Source organism: Pseudomonas sp. RC10 (assembly GCF_038397775.1).
Taxonomy (GTDB): domain Bacteria; phylum Pseudomonadota; class Gammaproteobacteria; order Pseudomonadales; family Pseudomonadaceae; genus Aquipseudomonas; species Aquipseudomonas bambusae.
Map to the genome: position 1 here is coordinate 279,850 of NZ_CP151650.1, position 19,757 is coordinate 299,606.

Genomic DNA, 19,757 nt, shown 5'->3' on the forward strand with positions numbered 1-19,757 from the left:
CAAAGCCGACAGCACGCGCAGTGCGCGGCCGTAAAGGGCTTGATAGAGGGTTGAACCGTCAGGGATGGCGCAGCGTCACGGGTGTGGCGCTGCGCTCATCCAGTGATCAATCAATGATCAGTAACGTCCGCGAGGCAGCGTGGCCATCGGGATTTTCTGGTCGCCGTCCAGCGGCAGAAAGCCGTCCTGTTCAGCGTCGTAAGCGCGGATTTCGCTGGTCTCGATGTCGTAGACCCAACCGTGGATGAACAGTTGGCCGCTCGCCAGTTTCGACGCCACCGACGGGTGAGTGCGCAAATGTTGCAACTGGGCGATGACGTTCTCTTCGGTGAGGACGTGCATGGTTTCGTGTTCGCCGGTGCAGTTGCAGTTGTCCTGAACGACCGTCTTGGCAACTTCGGCATGGCGCAGCCAGGCTTTGACCGTGGGCATCTTTTCCAGCGTGTCCGGGTTCAGCACCGCACGCATCGCGCCGCAATCGGAGTGGCCACAAACGATGATGTGTTGCACACCCAACGCCAGTACTGCGTATTCGATGGCCGTGGAAACGCCGCCGTTCATCGGGCCATAAGGCGGCACGACGTTACCGACGTTACGGGTCACGAACAGGTCGCCTGGGGAGCTTTGTGTAATGAGTTCGGGAACGATGCGCGAATCCGCACAGGTGATGAACATGGCTCGCGGATGCTGGGCGGTCGCCAGCTTCTTGAACAGCTCTTCCTGCTGAGGGAAGACGTCATGACGAAAATGTTTGAAGCCGTCGACGATATGCTGAAGCGCCTCGTCAGCGGATTCAGCCTTGGCCGAGGCTGGGGCCGTGGAAGCTTGAGGTTGTTTATCCCTGTTGCTCATGTCTCATCCTCTCTGTCGGATTGAAGTGGAGTTTCCAGTGATTCCCGTGGATGTCCCACTTTTTTCTGGCATGACGGACAATTCCATCTGTGCGCGACCAGCTGGTCACTTGCGAAACACCTTAGCGATAAAAACTTAATTGAAACTGAATGCATCGCTCTAGATCGCGGGTCTGGCTTTAGAAAATCTAAAGCGATAGCGATACACGCTCCTGTATCAGCTAATGAGACGCCACCCGAGTCACAACAGCGACATCTGACCACCGGGCGGGCAGAACGCTTCACAATCGAGCTTGAAGCTCTCGCGCTGATTCAGCCCCAGTTTCTTCACCGCCATACTGTAGCGTTGCGCCAGCAGTTCAGCGAATACCCCTTCTCCGCGCATTCGAGAACCGAAACGGCTGTCATACACCTGGCCTCCACGGCTCTGCCGAACCAGACTCATCACATGTTCGGCCCGTTGCGGGTAATGCGCCTGCAACCACTCCTCAAACAGCGGCGCGACCTCCAGCGGCAGCCGCAGCATGACGTAGCTCGCGCTCAATGCGCCGGCAGCCTTGGCTTCGGCCATGAGTTTCTCCAACTCCATGTCGTTGATCATCGGAATCATCGGCGCCAGCAGCACCCCGACCGGCACCCCGGCATCGCGCAACACTCGAATCGCCCGCAGCCTGGCCCTGGGAGCGGCGGCCCGGGGCTCAAGGATGCGTTTGAGCTCATCGTCCAGCGACGTAAGGCTGATGAACACCGACACGAGGTTCTGTTTGGCGAGTTCTGACAGCAGGTCCAGATCCCGCAGGATCAGCGAGCCTTTGGTGATGATCGTTACGGGATGGCGATAACGCAGCAGCACTTCCAGCGTGGCGCGGGTGATTTTGTATTCGCGCTCGATGGGCTGATACGGATCGGTGTTGGCGCCCAGAGTGATGGGGGCCACGCTGTAGCCGGGCTTCGACAGCTGCTGTTCGAGCAGCGCAGCGGCGTTGGTCTTGGCGATCAGCTTCGTCTCGAAATCCAGCCCCGGCGACATGTCCCAGTACGCGTGGCTGGGGCGTGCGTAGCAATAAATGCAGCCGTGCTCGCAACCGCGATACGGATTGATCGACCGGTCGAAGGGAATGTCAGGAGACGAATTGCGCGCGATGATGCTTTTGGCGGTTTCCAGCGTGACAGTCGTGCCTTGTGTCACGGGCACTTCCTGATACCAGCCGTCGTCTTCGGCCACCGAACGATTGGGGGCAAACCGATTGTGGGGATTGGTGGCGGTGCCGCGACCGCGGGGTGGCAATGGCGTGGACATGCGAGCATTCCCGATTACTGTTTATGCATACAGTATCGCGAAATGCATGGCGTCTCTACGCTGCGGCCGGAAAAACCACGCGCCGCCGATCAATGGCGCTCAACGAAGTTTTGACATTTGCCTCACATTGCCTTGACCCCGTAGCGCAGACACTCGCCGCACTCCCTTTCCTGCACGCTTGAACGGTACTGCTCAATGCGCCTTCAATTGATCGCTCCGCTGCTTGCCACGCTGTTGGCGACTTCTTTTTGCGCGCTCGCTCAGGCTGACGACGCGCCCTCACCCACGCCGCGCCCCAGCGAGTGGGCCCAGCCGGTCGACACGCATTACAACCTCTATCAAATGACTCCAACGCTGTATCGGAGCCGTCAGCCCGACGCTGCTGCTCAGCCGCTTTTGAAACAACTGGGCGTGGCGACGGTGGTGGATTTCATCAAGGAAAGTGACAGCAAGTGGCTGTCCGACCCGTCAGTGGCGCAGGTGCAGATTCCGCTGCAGACCGTTCATGTCGACGACGCGGACATTATCCAGAGCCTGCGCGCCATTCAAACGGCGCAAGAAAAAGGGCCAGTGCTGATGCACTGCAAACACGGGCTTGACCGGACGGGCCTGGTGGCCGCGATGTACCGCATTGTCGTGCAGGGTTGGACCAAGCAAGCCGCGCTGGACGAGATGGAACATGGGGGATTTGAGGATGAAGACAGCCTCAAGCATGGCATCGATTACATCAACAAGGTCGATGTGGATGCTTTGAAAACTGCGCTCAACAGCGGCGCATGCAGCACCAGCGCGTTTGCAAGCTGTGCGATCAAAGGCTGGTTTCAGAAGACAGATGTGGTGGGCGTTCAGACGATTCTCTGGCGATTGTAGCCCGCCTATCAGCACGGCTTGCCGACGGCGGATTTGAAATCGCCACCGCCCGCAAGCCGGACTGCTTCGGCTTCAGAGAAGAAGACTACTGAGGATCTACCGGCTTCTTGAGCTTCGGATTCGGGAAGAACTGCACCCCTTGCACCTTCGGGTCCGCCGGTTTCACCGCAGGTTTGTTGACCCGCGTGCCCAACTCTTTTGGAATTGACTGCCCTTGTGCGTTCAGCGTGTCGGAGTACCCGCAATTCACGCATTCGCGGTGCGGGACGTCGTCTTCGCTCCACATCATCAACTTGTCAGGCTCGCTGCACGCCGGGCACACAGCCCCGGCGATGAAGCGCTTTTTAGTAACCACGTGCGGTGTATCGGTCATGCTGCCGCGTCCTCGCTCAAGCCGGAATGGCGCAAGAGTGCGTCAATCGAAGGCTCGCGTCCGCGGAAGTCGACGAACAGCACCATCGGCGCTTGCGATCCGCCACGGGCCAGAATCGCCTCGCGGAAGGCACGGCCAGTTTCGGCATTGAGCACGCCGTCTTCTTCGAACTTCGAGAAGGCGTCCGCCGACAGCACTTCAGCCCACTTGTAGCTGTAGTAACCCGCTGCGTAACCGCCTGCGAAAATGTGCGCGAAGCTGTTCGGGAAGCGGTTGTACGCCGGTGGACGCATCACCGAGACCTCGTCGCGCACGCCTTCGAGCACTTGAAGGGTGGTGCGACCATCACCGTGGGTGGCGTGCAGTTCGAAGTCGAACAGCGAGAATTCCAGCTGGCGGACCATCATCAGGCCGGACTGGAAGTTCTTCGCGGCGAGCATTTTCTCCAGCAAATCTTGAGGCAGCGGCTCGCCGGTTTCGTAATGACCGGAGATCAGCGCCAGGCCTTCCGGCTCCCAGCACCAGTTTTCCATGAACTGACTTGGCAGCTCGACCGCATCCCACGCCACGCCGTTGATGCCCGAGGCGCCTGCGTGTTCAACGCGGGTCAGCAGGTGGTGCAGACCGTGGCCAAATTCATGGAACAGGGTCGTCACTTCATCGTGGGTCAACAGGGCGGGTTTGCCCGAATCGGCCGGAGTGAAGTTGCAGACCAGATTGGCGACCGGGCTTTGCAGCGAGCCGGCCGAGGTGCGGCGACGGTCGCGGGCGCCGTCCATCCACGCGCCGCCGCGCTTGTTGGCGCGGGCGTAGAGGTCGAAGAAGAAGCGACCGACATGCTGACCGTTTTCCTTGATTTCGAAGAGGCGAACGTCCGGGTGCCAAGTGTCGAAACCTTTCTGCTCGGCGATTTCAATGCCGTACAGTTTTTGTACGATGGCGAACAGGCCGCTCAGCACTTTGTCGATCGGGAAGTAAGCGCGCAGGGTTTCCTGGGAAACGCTGTAACGCTGCTCGCGTAGCTTCTCGCCGTAGAAACCGCTGTCCCAGCTTTGCAGGTCCGGGCAGCCTTGCTCGGCGGCATAGGCGTTCAGCTGTTGCAGGTCCTGCGCGGCGAACGGCTTGCTGCGCTTGGCCAGATCACGCAGGAAGCTCAGCACCTGATCGCTGGACTCGGCCATCTTGGTGGCCAGGCTCAATTCGGAGAAACTGGCGAAGCCCAACAGTTTGGCCAGTTCCTGACGCAGGTCGAGGATCTGTTCCATCACCGGACCGTTATCATTCTTACCGGCGTTCGGCCCTTGGTCCGACGCACGGGTGCAGTACGCGGCGTAGACTTCTTCACGCAGCGCGCGGTCCTGGGCGTAGGTCATCACCGCGTAGTAGCTCGGGAACTCCAGAGTGATCAGATAACCGTCGAGCTCTTTGGCTTGGGCGGCTGCGGCCATTTGCGCCTTGGCTGAATCGGTCAGCCCGGCGAGAGCGGCTTCATCGGTGATGTGCTTGGTCCAGGCCTGAGTCGCGTCGAGCAGTTGGTTGGAGAACTGGCTGCCCAGCTCCGACAGCTTGCTCTGCACTTCGGCATAGCGCTTCTGCTGCTCGGGTGGCAGGTCGATGCCCGACAGGCGGAAATCACGCAGCGAGTGTTCCAGAATGGTTTTTTGCGCAACGTCGAAACCGGCAGCTTCCGGGCTGTTCGCCAAGGCTTCGAAGGCCTGGAACAGCTCACGGTTCTGGCCCATTTCGGTCGAATACGCGCTCAACGCAGGCAGGCACGACTCGTAGGCTTCGCGCAGTTCGGCGCTGTTGCGCACGGCGTTGAGGTGGCTGACCGGGCTCCAGGCGGCGCCCAGACGATCATTCAGCTCGTCCATCGCCAGCACTAGGCCAGCCCATGTAGGCTGCGCACCTTGCTTGGCGAGGATGTCGGCAATCGCGGCGCGGTTGTCGGCGAGAATCTGGTCGATGGCAGGTTTTACGTGCTCGGCGCGAATCGCCGAGAAAGGTGGCAGGTCGTAGGGTTGCAAAAGAGGGTTGTTCGCGCTCACGGTTTGGCACCTTGGCTGGAAGAAACACCCGAGCATCTTAATTACAATCGGCGCTGACCGCAGCTACCTAACAGGGATAGTCCAGCTATCAATGCCAGAGAAGGAGCCTATCGTGGCCATTCGCACGTTCCAGAATCACACGCCAGCCCTTGGCGAACGGGCCTTTGTCGATTATTCGGCGGTTGTCATCGGCGATGTCGAAATCGGCGCCGACAGTTCGGTCTGGCCGCTGACGGTGGTTCGAGGCGACATGCACCGCATCCGCATCGGCGCACGTACCAGTGTTCAGGACGGCAGCGTGCTGCACATCACCCACGCCGGGCCGTTCAACCCGGACGGTTTTCCGCTGCTGATCGGCGATGAAGTGACCATTGGCCACAAGGCGATGTTGCATGGCTGCACGGTGGGTAACCGCATTCTGATCGGCATGGGCACGACCATCATGGACGGTGCTGTCGTGGAAGATGAGGTGATCATCGGTGCGGGCAGTCTGGTGCCGCCAGGCAAACGTCTGGACAGCGGCTTTCTGTACGTGGGCCGTCCGGTGAAACAGGTTCGCCCGCTGACGGAAAAGGAAATCGCCTTCTTCCCTTACAGCGCGACCAATTACGTGAAGCTCAAGGATCAGCATTTGGCTGAGGGTTTCGACAAGCCTTGATTGACAACGTCAATGTCCCTGAACACTGATTAACCTGTGGGAGCGAATTCATTCTCGATACGTCGGTACAGCCAAAAAATATCTATCGGATGTAACGGCCTCTCGCGAATAACTTCGCGCCCACAGGGTTGTGTGGTCCCACAGGGTTCGTGCGCCACCAAGCGATTCACCTCACGCTTTTGAGAGACGACATGCATTACCAGAATATTCTGTTCGACCTGGACGGCACTCTGACCGATCCGCGCGAAGGCATTACCCGCTCGATTCAGTTCGCCTTGAGCAAACTGGGCATCGACGAACCCGACATCACACAGCTTGAACACTTCATCGGCCCGCCGCTGTTGCAGCAATTCATGCGCGCCTATGACTTTGACGAGGCGAAGGCCTGGGAGGCGGTGGGGTTCTACCGCGAGCGCTTCAAGGTCACCGGGCTGTACGAAAACCTCGTGTTCGATGGCGTGTTCGAACTGCTCGACCTGCTGTCGGATCAAGGCCGCACGCTGTTCATCGCGACGTCCAAGCCGTGGGTGTTCGCCCATGAGATCGCTCGCCATTTTGACTTCGCCCGGCACTTCAAGCTGATCTACGGCAGTGAGCTGGACGGCACCCGGACTGACAAGGTCGAGTTGATCCGGCATGTGCTGGACGAGGAAAAGCTCGATCCCAAGCAGACCTTGATGATCGGCGACCGCAAACATGACCTGATCGGCGGCAAGCGTAACGGGCTGGATGTGGCGGCGGTGGGGTATGGGTTTGGCAGTCGGGAAGAACTGGCGGCCGAAGCGCCGACGTTTCATTTCGAATCGTTGAAAGCGCTGCACGAAGCGTTTCTCAATTCCCGGTAAGGCTGCGTAACTGATAACACCGCAGAAGCGCAATCTCGGCAGCCAGAGGAATCGGCAAACAACCAGAGGTTTGTTGTTTGCGCCCCCGCCGCTATCATCCCTCGCATCTTGCGAGGGGATTGACTGATGCTTAACGGCCTATGGCTTGGTTTTTTTGTGGTCGCGGCCATTTCCGCGCTGGCGCAATGGCTGGTGGGGGGGAACGCCGGGATCTTCGCCGCGATGGTCGAAAGCATCTTCGCGATGGCCAAGCTCTCGGTCGAGGTCATGGTTCTGCTGTTCGGCACCCTCACCCTCTGGCTCGGCTTTCTCAACATCGCTGAAAAAGCGGGAATCGTCGATTGGCTCGGTAAAGTTCTCGCGCCGCTGTTTCATCGTCTGATGCCCGAAGTCCCTCGCGGCCACCCGGCCTTGGGCCTGATCACCCTCAACTTTGCGGCCAATGCGCTCGGTCTGGACAACGCGGCAACGCCCATCGGGCTAAAGGCCATGCGCTCGTTGCAGGAACTGAACCCCAGCCAGACCGTCGCCAGCAATGCGCAGATCCTCTTTCTGGTGCTCAACGCCTCTTCCCTGACTCTGCTCCCCGTTACCATCTTCATGTACCGCGCCCAACAAGGCGCGCTCGATCCGACCATGGTTTTCCTGCCGATCCTGCTGGCCACCAGCGCTTCGACCCTCGTCGGCCTGCTCTCGGTGGCGTTCATGCAGCGACTGCGTCTGTGGGACCCGGTGGTGCTGGCTTATCTGATTCCCGGCGCGCTGCTGTTGGGCGGTTTCATGGCGATCCTCGCCGGTTTGTCGGCCACGGCGCTGTCGAGCCTGTCGTCGATCCTGGGCAACGTCACGCTGTTCGGCATCATCATGCTGTTTCTGGTGGTCGGCGCGCTGCGCAAGGTCAAGGTGTACGAAACCTTCGTCGAGGGCGCAAAAGAAGGCTTCGACGTGGCGAAAAACCTGCTGCCGTATCTGGTGGCGATGCTCTGTGCAGTAGGCGTGTTGCGTGCATCCGGAGCGTTGGACTTGATTCTGGAAGGCATCCGCCATGGCATTCAGTGGATGGGCCTGGACACCCGTTTTGTCGATGCCCTGCCCACCGCGCTGGTCAAGCCGTTCTCAGGCAGCGCGGCGCGGGCGATGCTCATCGAGACCATGAAAACCCAAGGCGTGGACAGCTTCCCGGCGCTGGTGGCCGCAACCATTCAGGGCAGCACGGAAACCACCTTCTACGTGCTGGCCGTGTACTTCGGCGCGGTCGGTATCCAGCGCGCCCGTCATGCCGTGGGTTGCGCCTTGCTGGCGGAGCTGTCCGGTGTGATCGCGGCCATCGCGGTCTGCTACTGGTTCTTCGGCTCGGCAGCGTAACGCCGCTGGCCCTGCTCCACGGTCCATTGCAGCACTTGGGCGGTCAGCGTATCGCTGGCCTGCCCGAAGCCTGCCACCACCGCTGAGACGGGCTTGTCGGCCACTGGCTGATGCGCCTCGAAGCGGCGACTGGCGATGATGCGCTGATGATCATCGACAAGCCGCGCGTCCAGACGAATCACCACGTCGACGGCGGTGCCCCGGTATTCGCTCTGAAACGCCTGCAACTCTCCGCCCAGCTCGAAATCTGCCTGCAAGTTGCTTTCGTCAGTGCTGATCGATTGCACGCGACCATCGCGGTAGAACGCATCGGTCAGCCGGTTGCGCAGCAGCACAGGGGCCGGATCGCTCCAGCGCGCGCCTTTATAGCTGCTGATCACGTCGCCTTGGGGGATAACCGCGATGCGCGGGCTGTCCAGCGTCTCGCTGGCTTTGGGTCTCGCCACGCGCAATGACCAATCGACAGGGGCCGTAACCTTGCTGGCGGTCGAGGCCGTGGGCAAGCGATAGACGTCCGAAGGCTCCTGTTTGGGCAGGATCGAACAGGCCGTCATCGACAAGGCCGAGGACAGCAGCGCACTTGCGAGCAACAGCCGGGTAAAGGAATGACGGGCAAGCCTCATGGCTCGAACTCCTTGTTCTTGTCGCTACCAAGCAGGTAGCCGCTGGGGTTGGCGTTCAGGCTGCGGGAAATGGTCTTGAGCGAGGCCAGCGTTTCACGCAACTCGCGAATCGCCGGACCCAGTTCGCCCAGCCCCTGAAGCCCGCCATCCACTGACCCTTTATTCGCCTTGATCAACTGGTTGATGGTATCGGTGCTCTGCTGCAACGACACCATCGCCGCCTGCCCGGTGGCGATGGCTTGCTTGCCATCGACCGTGAACAGAATGTTGGCGTTGCGCATGGCGGTGGAGGTTTGATCCAGCGTCGTGCTGGCCTGCTTGCTCAGCGCCAGCAATTGCTTGAGCGTCTGACGAATGTCGTCGCGCTGGTCAGCAATCACCGCCGTGGTCTGCTCCAGATGATCCATGGTCTTGGTCAGCGCCTGAACGTTCTTGGACGACAAGAGCTCGTTGGCGTTGTGCAGCAGCGTGTTGATTCCGGTGAGCAGGTCGTTGCTGTCATTTAGCAGACGCGAGATGGGCGACGGCGAGGCAATGATTTCCGGCAAATGGCCGTCTTCGCCCTTGAGCGGTTCGCTCTGGGGCGTGCCGCCGCTGAGCTGAATGATCGACGTGCCGGTGATCCCGGCGAGGGCCAGTTTGGCGAAGGTGTCGCGCTTGATCGGGGTTTCTCCGGCGACGCGAATCTGCGCCAGCACGCGGCGTGGGTCTTGCGGGTCCAGCCGCAGATTGACCACGTCACCCACTTTGATCCCGCTGTACTGCACGGGGCTGCCCCGAGACAGGCCGGTGACGGCCTCGTTAAACACCACCTGATAATCCTTGAACGCCGTGTCCACGCTGGACTTGGCCAGCCACAGGCCGAACAGCAAGGCAGCGGCGACCACGATCACCGTGAACAGGCCGATCAAAACGTGATGGGCGCGGGTTTCCATCATGAGACCTCGTGTGGGTGGGTGGCCGCTGCATAGGCCGAGCGGCCGCGCGGGCCGTGGAAGTATTCGTGAATCCAATCGTCTTTGTAGGCCGACACCTTGTCGATGTTGTCGGCCACCAGCACCCGTTTCTGGGCTAGCACGGCGACCCGGTCGGTGATGGTGTAGAGGGTGTCCAGGTCGTGCGTGACCATGAACACGCTCAAGCCCAGCGCATCACGCAGGGTCAGGATCAGTTGATCGAAGGCGCCTGCGCCAATCGGGTCGAGCCCGGCGGTAGGTTCATCGAGAAACAGAATGTCCGGGTCCAGCGCCAACGCCCGGGCCAACGCGGCACGCTTGATCATCCCGCCGGACAGCGACGCCGGGTACTTATGCGCCGCCGACAAAGGCAAGCCGGACAGGGCCATTTTGATTCCGGCGAGATGTTCGGCTTCTTCACGACTCAACCCCGCATGCTCGATCAGCGGCAGAGCAACGTTCTCAGTGATGGTCAACGAAGAAAACAACGCGCCTTTTTGAAACAGCACGCCGAAACGTCGTTCAACCTGCGAGCGCGCCTTATCCGGGAGATTCAGCAAGTCCTGACCCAATACTCGGACATTTCCCTCAGCCGGTCGCTGCAAGCCGACGATGCTGCGCAGCAATACCGATTTGCCACTGCCGGAGCCGCCCACCACGGCGAGGATTTCACCGCGATACAGGTCCAGATCGAGGTTTTCGTGCACCACCTGCGGGCCGAAGCGGTTGCACAGGCCGCGCACCTGAATCACGGCTTCGGTGGGTTGAACGCAACGTCGGGTCACCAGCCAATCTCCATGAAGAACATCGCCGCCAATGCGTCCAGCACGATGACGACGAAAATCGACTGCACCACGCTTGAAGTCGTGTGAGCGCCCACCGACTCCGCGCTGCCCTCGACCTTGAAGCCTTCCAGGCATCCAATCGCGGCAATGAAGAACGCGAAGATCGGCGCTTTGACGATCCCCACCAGAAAATGCTGCACGCCGATGTCCGCCTGCATCAGCGACAGAAACATCGCGGGCGAAATCCCCAGCGAGAGCGCGCACACCACACCACCGCCGACGATGCCGCAGATCATCGCCAGAAAGGTCAGTATTGGCAGCGAGATGAGCAAGGCAAGCACGCGGGGCAAGACCAGCATTTCTGTAGGACTCAACCCCAGTGTCTGTAGAGCATCCAGTTCTTCGTTGGCCTTCATTGAGCCGATCTGCGCCGTGAAGGCGCTGGCGGTGCGCCCTGCCAACAGAATCGCCGTCAGCAGTACTGCGAACTCCCGCAGGAACGAGAAGCCGATGAGATCGACGGTGAAGATCGTCGCGCCGAAGGCCTTGAGAACGGTAGCACCGAGGAACGCCACCACTGCGCCAACCATGAACGTCAGCAGCGCGACAATGGGCGCCGCGTCCAGGCCGATTTGTTCGATGTGGGCGATCACCGAGGTGGTGCGCCAGCGTCGAGGGCGGAACATCGTCGCGACGAAGGTTTGCAGGATCAGCCCAATGAAGCCGAGCAGTTGCAACGTGTCGCGCCACAGCACCTCCACCGCCGAACCGACTCGCGCCAGCAGTTGAGTGCCGACGGCGACTTCCGGGTCTTTCAGTGGCTGGCAATAATCGTGAAGGGCGCTCTGGATCGTCTGCATCAGGGCGCGGCTGGACTCTGGAAGATTGGGAGCCTGAACCGCCAGAAGCCGCAAGCGTTGCGCGCCCAGCAACTCGACCAGCAGCGACGCCCCGGCTGTGTCAAGAGCGCCCAACCGGCTCATGTCCACGTGCGTTGCGGGGCTGAAACCGTCGCTCAAGGCATCGGTCTGCCGCTTGAGATCGTGGTAGTGGGCAAGCGTCCAGTCTCCGACAATCCACAGCTGCGTGGGTTGAGTCGAAGTATCCAGTACGGCGCTGCCCGGTGCCTTGGGCGTGTGGGTAACCAGGTCGGTCGTTGGGGTCATGGGCACGAGCTTAGTTGGTTTTGGCCGGTGCGGGCGAGCTCGATGATGGCTTATCGTCATCGGCCTTGTCGTCATCCGAATCAGACGACCCCAACGTATCTGCATTGGGCTTCAAACCTGCTGGTTTGATCTTTTTTCGAGTCACCGCAGGCTGATCGGTGTCGGTCACCTGGAAGCGTAATACGCCGATCATCTGGCCATCCTCTGTCAGCACCCTCACCTGCCATTTGCCGAGCACGTCCGGCGGGAAATTCTGTTTATGTGTCCACGCCCGATAGCCTTCCTTACGTCCGCCGTGAATGTCTAGAGCGATTCGGTCCACTTCTTCGCCGTTGTGGCGCCAAACGTGATAAATCCGCTCGTCCAGACCGCGAGGCGCGTTGATCGAGGTGTAAGCGTAAAGGCCGCTGCTGCGCAGTTGGTTGACGCCGATCTCCTGAATGCTTTCGCCGGGGGTGCGGTTCTGGTTGTCGAACTGAGTGCTCACGGCCACTTCGGTCATCCACAGCGTCGCCGGTGGCACCCACGATCGCAGCAACCAGCCCGCGCCGCCGATGGCCAGCGTCAGGATCACCAGGCCGACGCCGCGCTTCCAGTTGGTGACAGGGAAGCTCGACGCGAGACTCGGAATGGACAGCAGCATGGCGGTCGCCAACGCTAATTTGTAACTCTCGGCGGTGGTCAGGTGCAGGATGATCGGCAGCGCGGTGAGCATCGCCGCGAACAGCGTCAGGGTGTGCAGCGCCAGAAACAGCCAGCGCCGGGGCGCCAGCCATTTGTAATACAGCGGATCGATGATCGAAATCAGCCCTGCCACCGCTAGCAACCCAGTGAACGCGAGCTGGCCGCTGTTCCAGGTCGTGGTGATGGAAAAGAACGGCAGGACAAAAAACAGACTTTCCTGATGGATCATCTGCGTGGCGTAGCGCAACAGCGGCTGAGGGATTTCGCGTTTGAGGAGTTTGGCGATGAGCCTGACAGCGCTGTTTTCCACCATCAACCAAAGCCAACTGATCAGCAGGATGATCGCGATCCAGCTAGCGGGCCGTGCCTGGCGATCAACGAGGATAAAGCTGCCAACACCAGAGCAGAACCCGAACAGCGCGATCAGGCCCGGATAGCGTTTGATGAACTCCAGCACACGCTGTACGAGGGAGTTCTGCATCAGAGCGTTGAGGTCCGGCATCTCGGTGATCACTTTGGCTGTAGGAAAAAAATCCTTGGCAGGATACCAATGCTGCAAGGCTGAAGCTTGCTCTTGGTTCTGCCGAAGGCGTAGGAGCGTGGCTTGTCCCGCGATCTGCCGGGAACCGGCAGCAAAACCGGCAAGCGCGGGATGTTTGAAACAACCGAGGTGCCTGATTTACTGACGCTTCGCGCCAGATCGCGGGGCAAGCCACGCTCCTACGGCCTCCGGCCAGAAGCGGCCTGCATCAAAGCGGTCGTTTTCTGTACACCCGCCAGCGCCACGCGATCAGCAGCGCGGCCAATACCGCTAATGCGACGCCGATCTCGTACAACTCGTCATAACTGACCAGCGGTTCCTCGATGCGCAGATACCCTGGCTGTGCCAACAGCTGGCGCATGGCCCTGTTCGCCAAATCCAGGCTCACGCCGCGCAGGCGTTTGGTCGGGTCGTCGAAGCGGCCGTCGTCGTAATCGTTGATCGCGCCCCAGTAATAATCCGCTAACGCGCTGTTGCCTTGAGCGGCCCACGCCTCCTTGGCGATAGCCGCCTGCTGCAACCGGGCAAACGTCGCCGGGTCCATGCCTTCCTTGCGCAGCCGCTCCAGCATCCCGCGCACAGCACTGACGGCCGCGTCGACATCATCCCGATCCAGATCGGCGTTCAGGCTGAGAAACCCCGTGTCGCCAAACGCTTCGCGATCCGCCCACGGCCCATACGAATACCCCTGCTTCAGACGCAGTTCGCTGTAGAGCGCCCAGTCCAGGTAGGCCTTCACCAAGTCCAGGGTCTCATCATGCTGGTCGCCCAGGTCCGGCTCAGTAAACAGCAAGTGGAGCTTCGCGCCGTCGCCCAATGCCCCGCGAATCAATGTGCGCTCCGCGTCGGCTTTTTCGGTAATGGTTGCCAGCGGCGGATGCTCGGTCGGGTCCACGGCATTCAGCTGGCCGAAGGTGCGTTCCAGATAGGCGGGTAGCAGCTTGTCGAGGTCACCGACGATGATCAGCGTCATGTTGTTGGCCGCGTACCAGTTGTCGTGGATGGACTCGATCTGGTCCAGCGTGATGTGATCGACTTCCGGACGCTCAGCGCATTTGAGGCCCAGCTCCACCGCCAATTGACTGCTGGCGCTGTGGCCGAGGTCGCGCTTATCCAGCCAGCGCTGCAAATGCGAGTAATGCCCGCCGTCTTCGCGCTCGACGATGCGTTTGACAGTGTCCAGATTGGCTTGGGTAATCTGCGTGTGCGTCAGCACACTGATCAGCAGGTCCAGCACCTTACGCTGATTTTGCGCGGGCGCCTCGATCACGAACGTGGTGTCGGTGTTGCTGGTGAACGCGTTCCACTCGCCACCCAGCGCCTGCATCTGCTGTTCAAGCCCGCCTTCGCCGGAATCGTCGACGCCGCTAAACAGCAAGTGCTCCAGCAAGTGCGGCAATTCTTTGTCGGCGCAGGGGAAATCATCGAAGCCAATGCCCACGACCAGGCGAATCGACACATGACCCTTTTCGGCAGGCTTGAGCACCAGTTGCAAACCGTTCGGCAACACATAGCCTTCCACTTGAAAGCGGTCTATCGCCATGGACGGGAGGGATATCAGAAACAGGACAGCGAACAGCAGGCAACGCATAAAAACGGGCTTCCTTGCGGGCCGGTATGTGTAACAGACTGCTGACCGGCCCCGGCGTTCACCGCGATTACTCTGGCTGGCTTTCGCTGGACAAGGCGCCAGTGTCTGAGGTTTCGAGGACGACATAGGCGCTGCTGCAGAACAGTGAGTTGAGTCGTTTCATGTCAGCGATCAGCTCAAGGTGTAACGAACTGGTCTCGATACTCTGCACGATTTTACGTTGCAGTCTGCTGACATGGGCATGGGCCAGGCGTCGCTCCTGTGCCCGGAAACGACGTTTCTCGCGCAGCAACTGACGAGCACTTTCCGGGTCGCCGCTGAGGAACACCGACAGGCCCAGACGCAGGTTTGCCATCAATTGCTCGTGCAGCCCGGAGAGTTCTTCCAGTCCCACGTCGGAAAACGACCGGCGTTGTGACGTCTTCTGCTGCTGCACCTTACGCAGCATACGCTCGATCAGGCCGCTGGCCAGTTCGAGGTTGATCGCCAGCTCGATGATTTCGGCCCAACGGCGGTTGTCCTGATCACTCAAATCTTCGCGCGGCATTTGCGCCAGGTAAAGTTTGATGGCGTTGTACAGCACCTCGACTTCGTCGTTGAGGCGGCGGACTTCTTGGGTGACCGCTGTCTGGTTACCGCGCAGCACCTCTTGCATCGCATTGAGCATGCTGTCGATCAGGTCGCCCATGCGCAGGGTTTCTCGCACGGCGTTGGCCAGCGCCAGGCTCGGCGTTGCCAGCGCGGTCAGGTCCAGATGACGAGGCTTGTTTTGACCGTTGACCTCGGCCGCTTGAGGGAGGAGCGACGCGCACAGTCGCCCCATCGGGCCAACCGTGGGCAGCATGATCAGGCAGCGCAGCGAGTTGTAGATCACGTGAAAACTGATGACCAGGCTCGACGGGCTGGCGTCCAGCGTTTCCATCCAGTGCACCAGTGGTGTCAGCACGGGGAAGATCAGCAGCAGGCCGATCAGCTTGTACAGCAGGCTGCCCAGCGCGACCTGACGCCCGGCGACGTTCTGCATGCTGGTGCTAAGGAAGGCCAGCAAACCGCTGCCGATGTTGGCGCCGATCACCAGACCAATCGCCACCGGCAAGCCGATGATTTCAGCGCCTGCGAGCGTGGCGGTCAGCAGGACAGCGGCGAGGCTGGAGTAGGAAATCAGCGCGAACATCGCGCCAACCAAGGCGTCGAGCAGCAAGTCGCCGGTCAGCGAGGCGAACAGCACTTTCACACCAGCCGCTTGGGTGATCGGCGCGGCGGCAGTGACGATCAGCTGCAATGCCAGAATGATCAGCCCCAGGCCGATTCCGACGCGGCCGAGCTGACCGACGCGGGTCTGTTTGCGCGACAGGAAGAGGATAACGCCGAGAAAGATCAGCAGCGGCGAGAGCCACGACAGGTCGAACGTCAGGATTCGCGACATCACCGCCGTGCCGACGTCGGCGCCGAGCATGATCGCCAAGGCAGGCGTCAGCCCCATCAGGCTTTGGCCGACGAAGGACGTCACCAGCATGGCGGTGGCGTTACTGCTTTGCACTAGGGCGGTGACGAGAATCCCGGCGACGAAGGCCAGCGGGCGTTTGGACATGTTCTGGCTCAGCACGCGGCGCAACTGCGTGCCATAGACGCGCAGAATGCCGGTCCGAACGATGTGCGTGCCCCAGATCAACAGCGCGACGGCGGAAAGCAAATCGAGCAGGGTCAGCATACGGAAAGCCCCCTGTTGGTAGCCCGGCGGGCCAGCCTGGCCGGCACTCATGGGCAAAGGATTGAAAGTGCAGCGTGTAGCGAGCGAAAGCGCGTGCCCATCTGACGTGGTCAGCACACTCAACTAAAGCTTTTAGTCGGCTTGGAGCCTTAATGCCAGCATGGCACAGACGATTATTTCTTGAAACAAATCTGTCACAAATCAGCCATTTGGCAAGTCGTCGCCGAAACAAACTGTAGGAGCGAATTCATTCGCGATGGGTTATGACATCCAACACATTTGTATCGGCTGTACGTCCGCATCGCGAATGAGTTCGCTCCCACGGGATGTTATTGACCCGGAACGTCCTTGCGAAGTTTCACCGGCTCTTTCATCGCCTTCTTCTTGGCCATCGAGGTGCGCATCTTGATGTTGATCGCTTCCACCGCCAGCGAGAACGCCATGGCGAAGTACACATAGCCTTTAGGCACGTGCACGTCGAACGACTCGGCGATCAGCACCGTACCCACCACGATCAAGAACGACAGCGCCAGCATCTTCAGCGAAGGGTGCTTCTCGATGAAGTCGCTGATGACCCCTGCGCACAGCATCATGATCAGCACGGCGACGATGATCGCAGCGACCATGACCGGCACATGAGACACCATGCCGACCGCCGTGATCACCGAGTCCAGCGAGAACACGATGTCGATGATGGCGATCTGGATGATGGTGTACAGGAACATGCCGCCCTTGCCTTTCGGCTCGTCGATCTCCTCCTCTTCGCCTTCCATGCCGTGGTAGATCTCTTGCGAGCTTTTCCACAGCAGGAACAGGCCACCGAAGAACAGGATCAGATCGCGGCCCGAGATGCCTTGGCCGAGCACCACGAACAGGTCGTCCGTCAGGCGCATGACCCAGGTGATCGACAACAACAGCAGGATGCGCGTGACCATCGCCAGCGCGAGGCCGAAAATCCGGGTGCGCGGTTGCATCGCCTTGGGCATGCGGCTGACCAGAATCGAGATCATGATGATGTTGTCGATCCCCAGAACGATCTCCAGGGCAGTCAGGGTGAAGAAAGCAACCCAGATCTCAGGGTTGGTCAGCCATTCCATTAGGTTTTCCTTTGAGCTTGTCAGATCCCGCTGTCACTCGCGCGCCAGCGGGGGAGTAATGAGCCTTATAGACTGCTGAAGACCGGGAATATCCCCATCAGCAGCGCTGCGACCATTATGCATACGCACACCAGCACGGCCCACTTGAGGGTAAAGCGCTGGTGATCGCCAAATTCGATACCCGCCAGGGCCACCAAGAGATAAGTCGATGGCACCAGTGGGCTCAACAGGTGGACGGGCTGGCCGACGATCGAGGCACGTGCCATTTCCACCGGGGTGATGCCGTAATGCGACGCGGCCTCGGACAGTACCGGCAAGACACCATAGTAAAACGCATCGTTGGACATGAAGAAGGTGAACGGCATGCTGACGATCGCGGTAATGACGGCGAGATACGGCCCCATCGCGTCCGGAATCACCGCCAGCAGACTTTTGGACATCGCATCGACCATACCGGTGCCGGTCAGGATACCGGTGAAAATCCCCGCCGCGAAAATCAATCCGACCACTGCCAGCACGCTACCGGCATGGGCGGCGACACGATCCTTCTGCGCTTGCAGGCAGGGATAGTTGACGATCATCGCAATACTGAACGCGATCATGAACAGCACCGGCAGTGGCAACAGGCCCATGATCAGCGCGACCATCAGCGCCAGGGTCAAGGCACCGTTGAACCAGATGAGTTTGGGACGGCGAGCGTCGGGGAATTGCGAGACACTGATTTCACTGTGATCGACCTCATCGCCTGGGAGATGCAATTCGCCCAGACGTGCGCGCTCGCGTTTGCCGTAGAAATAGGCGATCACCAGAATCGCGATCACACCGGCAAGCATGGCCGGAATCATCGGCACGAAAATATCGGAGGGGTCGACATGCAGAGCGCTGGCGGCGCGAGCGGTCGGACCACCCCACGGCGTCATGTTCATCACGCCACCCGCCAGGATGATCAGGCCCGCCATGATGCGCGGGCTCATGCCCAGGCGGCTGTACAGCGGCAGCATCGCTGCGACACAGATCATGTAGGTGGTTGCACCGTCGCCGTCCAGCGAGACGACCAACGCCAACACGGCGGTGCCGACTGACACTTTGACCGGGTCACCTTTGACGAGCTTGAGGATCTTGCGCACGGCCGGGTCGAACAGGCCTGAGTCGATCATCAGCGCGAAGTAGAGAATGGCGAACATCAGCATCACGCCGGTCGGCGCGAGTTTGGTGATGCCGGCGAGCATCATCGGGCCGATACCCGCGGCAAAGCCGCCGAACAGCGCAAATACGATAGGTACGATGATCAAGGCAATGAGCGCGGACAGGCGTTTGCTCATGATCAGGTACATGAAGGCAACGACCATGGCGAAGCCGAGGAAGGTCAACATAGAAATACTCCGGACGTGACGCGACGTGGGAACGGACCAGAGTGTGTAATAACTACTGCGCTCGATGATGCTGCGTTAAAAACAGGCGAAAAATGCTCATTTAGAACACCTAGACTCCGCTTTTTCGCCTGTTTTTGCCTTGCCTCATCTTCGCTCGTGACGTTCTTACACCCTCTGGGACGTTATGAGGCGATCAGTTCAAGACGAGCTGCGCGTGGCGTTGGAGAGCGTGCGAGGGGTACTGCGGAGCGAAAGCGAGCATCAGAATCACCGAATTGTTGTTGTAGATGGGCCGGGCCGCTTTTAAAGGTGCGGCCCTGGCTTGGCCGGTCTGTCGCCGGCGGTGGGGGGATGCTAAAGGGCTTAGCTTTCAGCCAGCTTTCGACGCCTTTCCGCTGATCGCTGTAGGAAAGATGAAGTAAAACGCCCCTGCGAGAGTCAGACGTTAAACACGAACGGGAGATGCGACATGAGTGAAAGGCACACAGGCGGATGCCATTGCGGGAACCTGCGCTATCAACTCGACGCGCCTTTGCGGGACATCGCTCATTGTCACTGCTCGATCTGTCGGCGGACGTCGGGCGGGATCGTGGTGACCTGGATCACCGTGCCGATGGAGGTGTTCACGTGGACGGCAGGCAGTCCGGCGGCGTACGACTCAAGCCCGACGTGCGTGCGTTATTTCTGCAATAACTGTGGGGCCCAGGTCGCGCTGTTCACCCGAAACAGCCCCGAGACCATGGACGTCACCATCGCCACCCTCGACCAATCCGAACTGGCCGCTGCCGAACGGCATATCTGGACCGACAACCGCTTGCCTTGGCTGCATCTGGATGAGCATTTGCCGGGGGAACGGGGCGAGTCTGTATAAGCTCGCCGACCTTTGTGGCGGTCAGGCTCGCCGTCGACAGCGATTTTGA

At 60.1% G+C, this 19,757-nt stretch carries 18 protein-coding genes; 5 read left to right on the plus strand and 13 right to left on the minus strand.

Annotated features, from left to right (window positions below):
* Positions 1 to 117: 117 nt before the first annotated feature.
* Together AAEO81_RS01290 and AAEO81_RS01295 are read right to left on the minus strand one after the other, a co-directional pair.
* Complete coding sequence (locus AAEO81_RS01290; protein ID WP_341961181.1) at positions 118 to 852, minus strand: carbonic anhydrase; 735 nt, start codon at positions 850 to 852, stop codon at positions 118 to 120.
* Between the two features lie 240 nt (positions 853 to 1,092).
* Entirely contained in the window at positions 1,093 to 2,151 is a 1,059-nt protein-coding gene (locus tag AAEO81_RS01295; protein ID WP_341961182.1) for a PA0069 family radical SAM protein, read from the minus strand.
* Positions 2,152 to 2,346: 195 nt separating this feature from the next.
* On the opposite strand from AAEO81_RS01295, the gene AAEO81_RS01300 reads away from it, so the two are divergent.
* Positions 2,347 to 3,021 (plus strand): dual specificity protein phosphatase family protein, encoded by a 675-nt coding sequence (locus tag AAEO81_RS01300; RefSeq protein ID WP_341961184.1) that lies wholly within the window; start codon positions 2,347 to 2,349, stop codon positions 3,019 to 3,021.
* Between the two features lie 85 nt (positions 3,022 to 3,106).
* Here AAEO81_RS01300 and AAEO81_RS01305 read toward each other — a convergent pair whose 3' ends face one another.
* Together AAEO81_RS01305 and prlC are read right to left on the minus strand one after the other, a co-directional pair.
* Entirely contained in the window at positions 3,107 to 3,394 is a 288-nt protein-coding gene (locus tag AAEO81_RS01305; RefSeq protein ID WP_341961186.1) for a YheV family putative zinc ribbon protein, read from the minus strand.
* Positions 3,391 to 5,442, minus strand: a complete 2,052-nt coding sequence (prlC, locus tag AAEO81_RS01310) for an oligopeptidase A (protein ID WP_341961187.1) — start codon at positions 5,440 to 5,442, stop codon at positions 3,391 to 3,393. The genes AAEO81_RS01305 and prlC overlap by 4 nt, the downstream gene beginning before the upstream one ends.
* 112 nt (positions 5,443 to 5,554) lie before the next feature.
* On the opposite strand from prlC, the gene AAEO81_RS01315 reads away from it, so the two are divergent.
* From AAEO81_RS01315 to AAEO81_RS01325, 3 genes are all read left to right on the plus strand, one after another.
* Complete coding sequence (locus AAEO81_RS01315; protein WP_341961188.1) at positions 5,555 to 6,100, plus strand: gamma carbonic anhydrase family protein; 546 nt, start codon at positions 5,555 to 5,557, stop codon at positions 6,098 to 6,100.
* 191 nt (positions 6,101 to 6,291) lie between these two features.
* Entirely contained in the window at positions 6,292 to 6,945 is a 654-nt protein-coding gene (locus tag AAEO81_RS01320) for an HAD family hydrolase (protein WP_341961191.1), read from the plus strand.
* A 126-nt stretch (positions 6,946 to 7,071) separates the two neighbouring features.
* Positions 7,072 to 8,310 carry a nucleoside recognition domain-containing protein gene (locus AAEO81_RS01325; protein WP_341961192.1) on the plus strand — a complete coding sequence of 413 codons (1,239 nt, stop codon included), beginning with the start codon at positions 7,072 to 7,074 and terminating at the stop codon, positions 8,308 to 8,310.
* Here the strand turns inward: AAEO81_RS01325 and AAEO81_RS01330 are convergent.
* From AAEO81_RS01330 to AAEO81_RS01370, 9 genes are all read right to left on the minus strand, one after another.
* Positions 8,283 to 8,933, minus strand: a complete 651-nt coding sequence (locus AAEO81_RS01330; protein ID WP_341961195.1) for an ABC-type transport auxiliary lipoprotein family protein — start codon at positions 8,931 to 8,933, stop codon at positions 8,283 to 8,285. The genes AAEO81_RS01325 and AAEO81_RS01330 overlap by 28 nt on opposite strands.
* Positions 8,930 to 9,868 (minus strand): MlaD family protein, encoded by a 939-nt coding sequence (locus tag AAEO81_RS01335; RefSeq protein ID WP_341964666.1) that lies wholly within the window; start codon positions 9,866 to 9,868, stop codon positions 8,930 to 8,932. Before AAEO81_RS01335 ends, AAEO81_RS01330 begins: the two co-directional genes overlap by 4 nt.
* The gene (locus AAEO81_RS01340) at positions 9,868 to 10,674 is read right to left on the minus strand and encodes an ATP-binding cassette domain-containing protein (RefSeq protein WP_166593844.1); all 807 of its coding nucleotides are present in this window, start codon (positions 10,672 to 10,674) and stop codon (positions 9,868 to 9,870) included. Before AAEO81_RS01340 ends, AAEO81_RS01335 begins: the two co-directional genes overlap by 1 nt.
* Positions 10,671 to 11,840 carry an ABC transporter permease gene (locus AAEO81_RS01345; protein WP_341961198.1) on the minus strand — a complete coding sequence of 390 codons (1,170 nt, stop codon included), beginning with the start codon at positions 11,838 to 11,840 and terminating at the stop codon, positions 10,671 to 10,673. The genes AAEO81_RS01340 and AAEO81_RS01345 overlap by 4 nt, the downstream gene beginning before the upstream one ends.
* A gap of 10 nt (positions 11,841 to 11,850) precedes the next feature.
* Positions 11,851 to 13,005 carry a DUF5924 family protein gene (locus AAEO81_RS01350; RefSeq protein ID WP_341964667.1) on the minus strand — a complete coding sequence of 385 codons (1,155 nt, stop codon included), beginning with the start codon at positions 13,003 to 13,005 and terminating at the stop codon, positions 11,851 to 11,853.
* Positions 13,006 to 13,273: 268 nt separating this feature from the next.
* On the minus strand, positions 13,274 to 14,656 hold the full coding sequence (locus tag AAEO81_RS01355) for a pitrilysin family protein (protein ID WP_341961199.1): 1,383 nt from the start codon (positions 14,654 to 14,656) through the stop codon (positions 13,274 to 13,276).
* A 67-nt stretch (positions 14,657 to 14,723) separates the two neighbouring features.
* Positions 14,724 to 16,367: a Na/Pi cotransporter family protein gene (locus tag AAEO81_RS01360; protein WP_166593841.1), complete on the minus strand. Its 1,644-nt coding sequence runs from the start codon at positions 16,365 to 16,367 to the stop codon at positions 14,724 to 14,726.
* Positions 16,368 to 16,696: 329 nt separating this feature from the next.
* On the minus strand, positions 16,697 to 17,464 hold the full coding sequence (locus AAEO81_RS01365; protein WP_166593840.1) for a TerC family protein: 768 nt from the start codon (positions 17,462 to 17,464) through the stop codon (positions 16,697 to 16,699).
* 65 nt (positions 17,465 to 17,529) lie between these two features.
* The gene (locus tag AAEO81_RS01370; protein WP_341961200.1) at positions 17,530 to 18,837 is read right to left on the minus strand and encodes a CitMHS family transporter; all 1,308 of its coding nucleotides are present in this window, start codon (positions 18,835 to 18,837) and stop codon (positions 17,530 to 17,532) included.
* Between the two features lie 469 nt (positions 18,838 to 19,306).
* Here AAEO81_RS01370 and AAEO81_RS01375 point away from each other — a divergent pair, with 469 nt between their 5' ends.
* Entirely contained in the window at positions 19,307 to 19,708 is a 402-nt protein-coding gene (locus AAEO81_RS01375; protein WP_341961201.1) for a GFA family protein, read from the plus strand.
* The last annotated feature ends 49 nt before the right edge of the window (positions 19,709 to 19,757 follow it).

Excerpts from the sequence above, each read along its gene's own strand:
- AAEO81_RS01290 (WP_341961181.1), bottom strand. The coding sequence starts at position 852 with ATGAGCAACAGGGATAAACAACCTCAAGCTTCCACGGCCCCAGCCTCG.
- AAEO81_RS01295 (WP_341961182.1), bottom strand. The coding sequence starts at position 2,151 with ATGTCCACGCCATTGCCACCCCGCGGTCGCGGCACCGCCACCAATCCC.
- AAEO81_RS01300 (WP_341961184.1), top strand. The coding sequence starts at position 2,347 with ATGCGCCTTCAATTGATCGCTCCGCTGCTTGCCACGCTGTTGGCGACT.
- AAEO81_RS01305 (WP_341961186.1), bottom strand. The coding sequence starts at position 3,394 with ATGACCGATACACCGCACGTGGTTACTAAAAAGCGCTTCATCGCCGGG.
- AAEO81_RS01320 (WP_341961191.1), top strand. The coding sequence starts at position 6,292 with ATGCATTACCAGAATATTCTGTTCGACCTGGACGGCACTCTGACCGAT.
- AAEO81_RS01325 (WP_341961192.1), top strand. The coding sequence starts at position 7,072 with ATGCTTAACGGCCTATGGCTTGGTTTTTTTGTGGTCGCGGCCATTTCC.
- AAEO81_RS01330 (WP_341961195.1), bottom strand. The coding sequence starts at position 8,933 with ATGAGGCTTGCCCGTCATTCCTTTACCCGGCTGTTGCTCGCAAGTGCG.
- AAEO81_RS01335 (WP_341964666.1), bottom strand. The coding sequence starts at position 9,868 with ATGGAAACCCGCGCCCATCACGTTTTGATCGGCCTGTTCACGGTGATC.
- AAEO81_RS01345 (WP_341961198.1), bottom strand. The coding sequence starts at position 11,840 with ATGACCCCAACGACCGACCTGGTTACCCACACGCCCAAGGCACCGGGC.
- AAEO81_RS01350 (WP_341964667.1), bottom strand. The coding sequence starts at position 13,005 with ATGCAGAACTCCCTCGTACAGCGTGTGCTGGAGTTCATCAAACGCTAT.
- AAEO81_RS01355 (WP_341961199.1), bottom strand. The coding sequence starts at position 14,656 with ATGCGTTGCCTGCTGTTCGCTGTCCTGTTTCTGATATCCCTCCCGTCC.
- AAEO81_RS01360 (WP_166593841.1), bottom strand. The coding sequence starts at position 16,367 with ATGCTGACCCTGCTCGATTTGCTTTCCGCCGTCGCGCTGTTGATCTGG.
- AAEO81_RS01365 (WP_166593840.1), bottom strand. The coding sequence starts at position 17,464 with ATGGAATGGCTGACCAACCCTGAGATCTGGGTTGCTTTCTTCACCCTG.
- AAEO81_RS01370 (WP_341961200.1), bottom strand. The coding sequence starts at position 18,837 with ATGTTGACCTTCCTCGGCTTCGCCATGGTCGTTGCCTTCATGTACCTG.
- AAEO81_RS01375 (WP_341961201.1), top strand. The coding sequence starts at position 19,307 with ATGAGTGAAAGGCACACAGGCGGATGCCATTGCGGGAACCTGCGCTAT.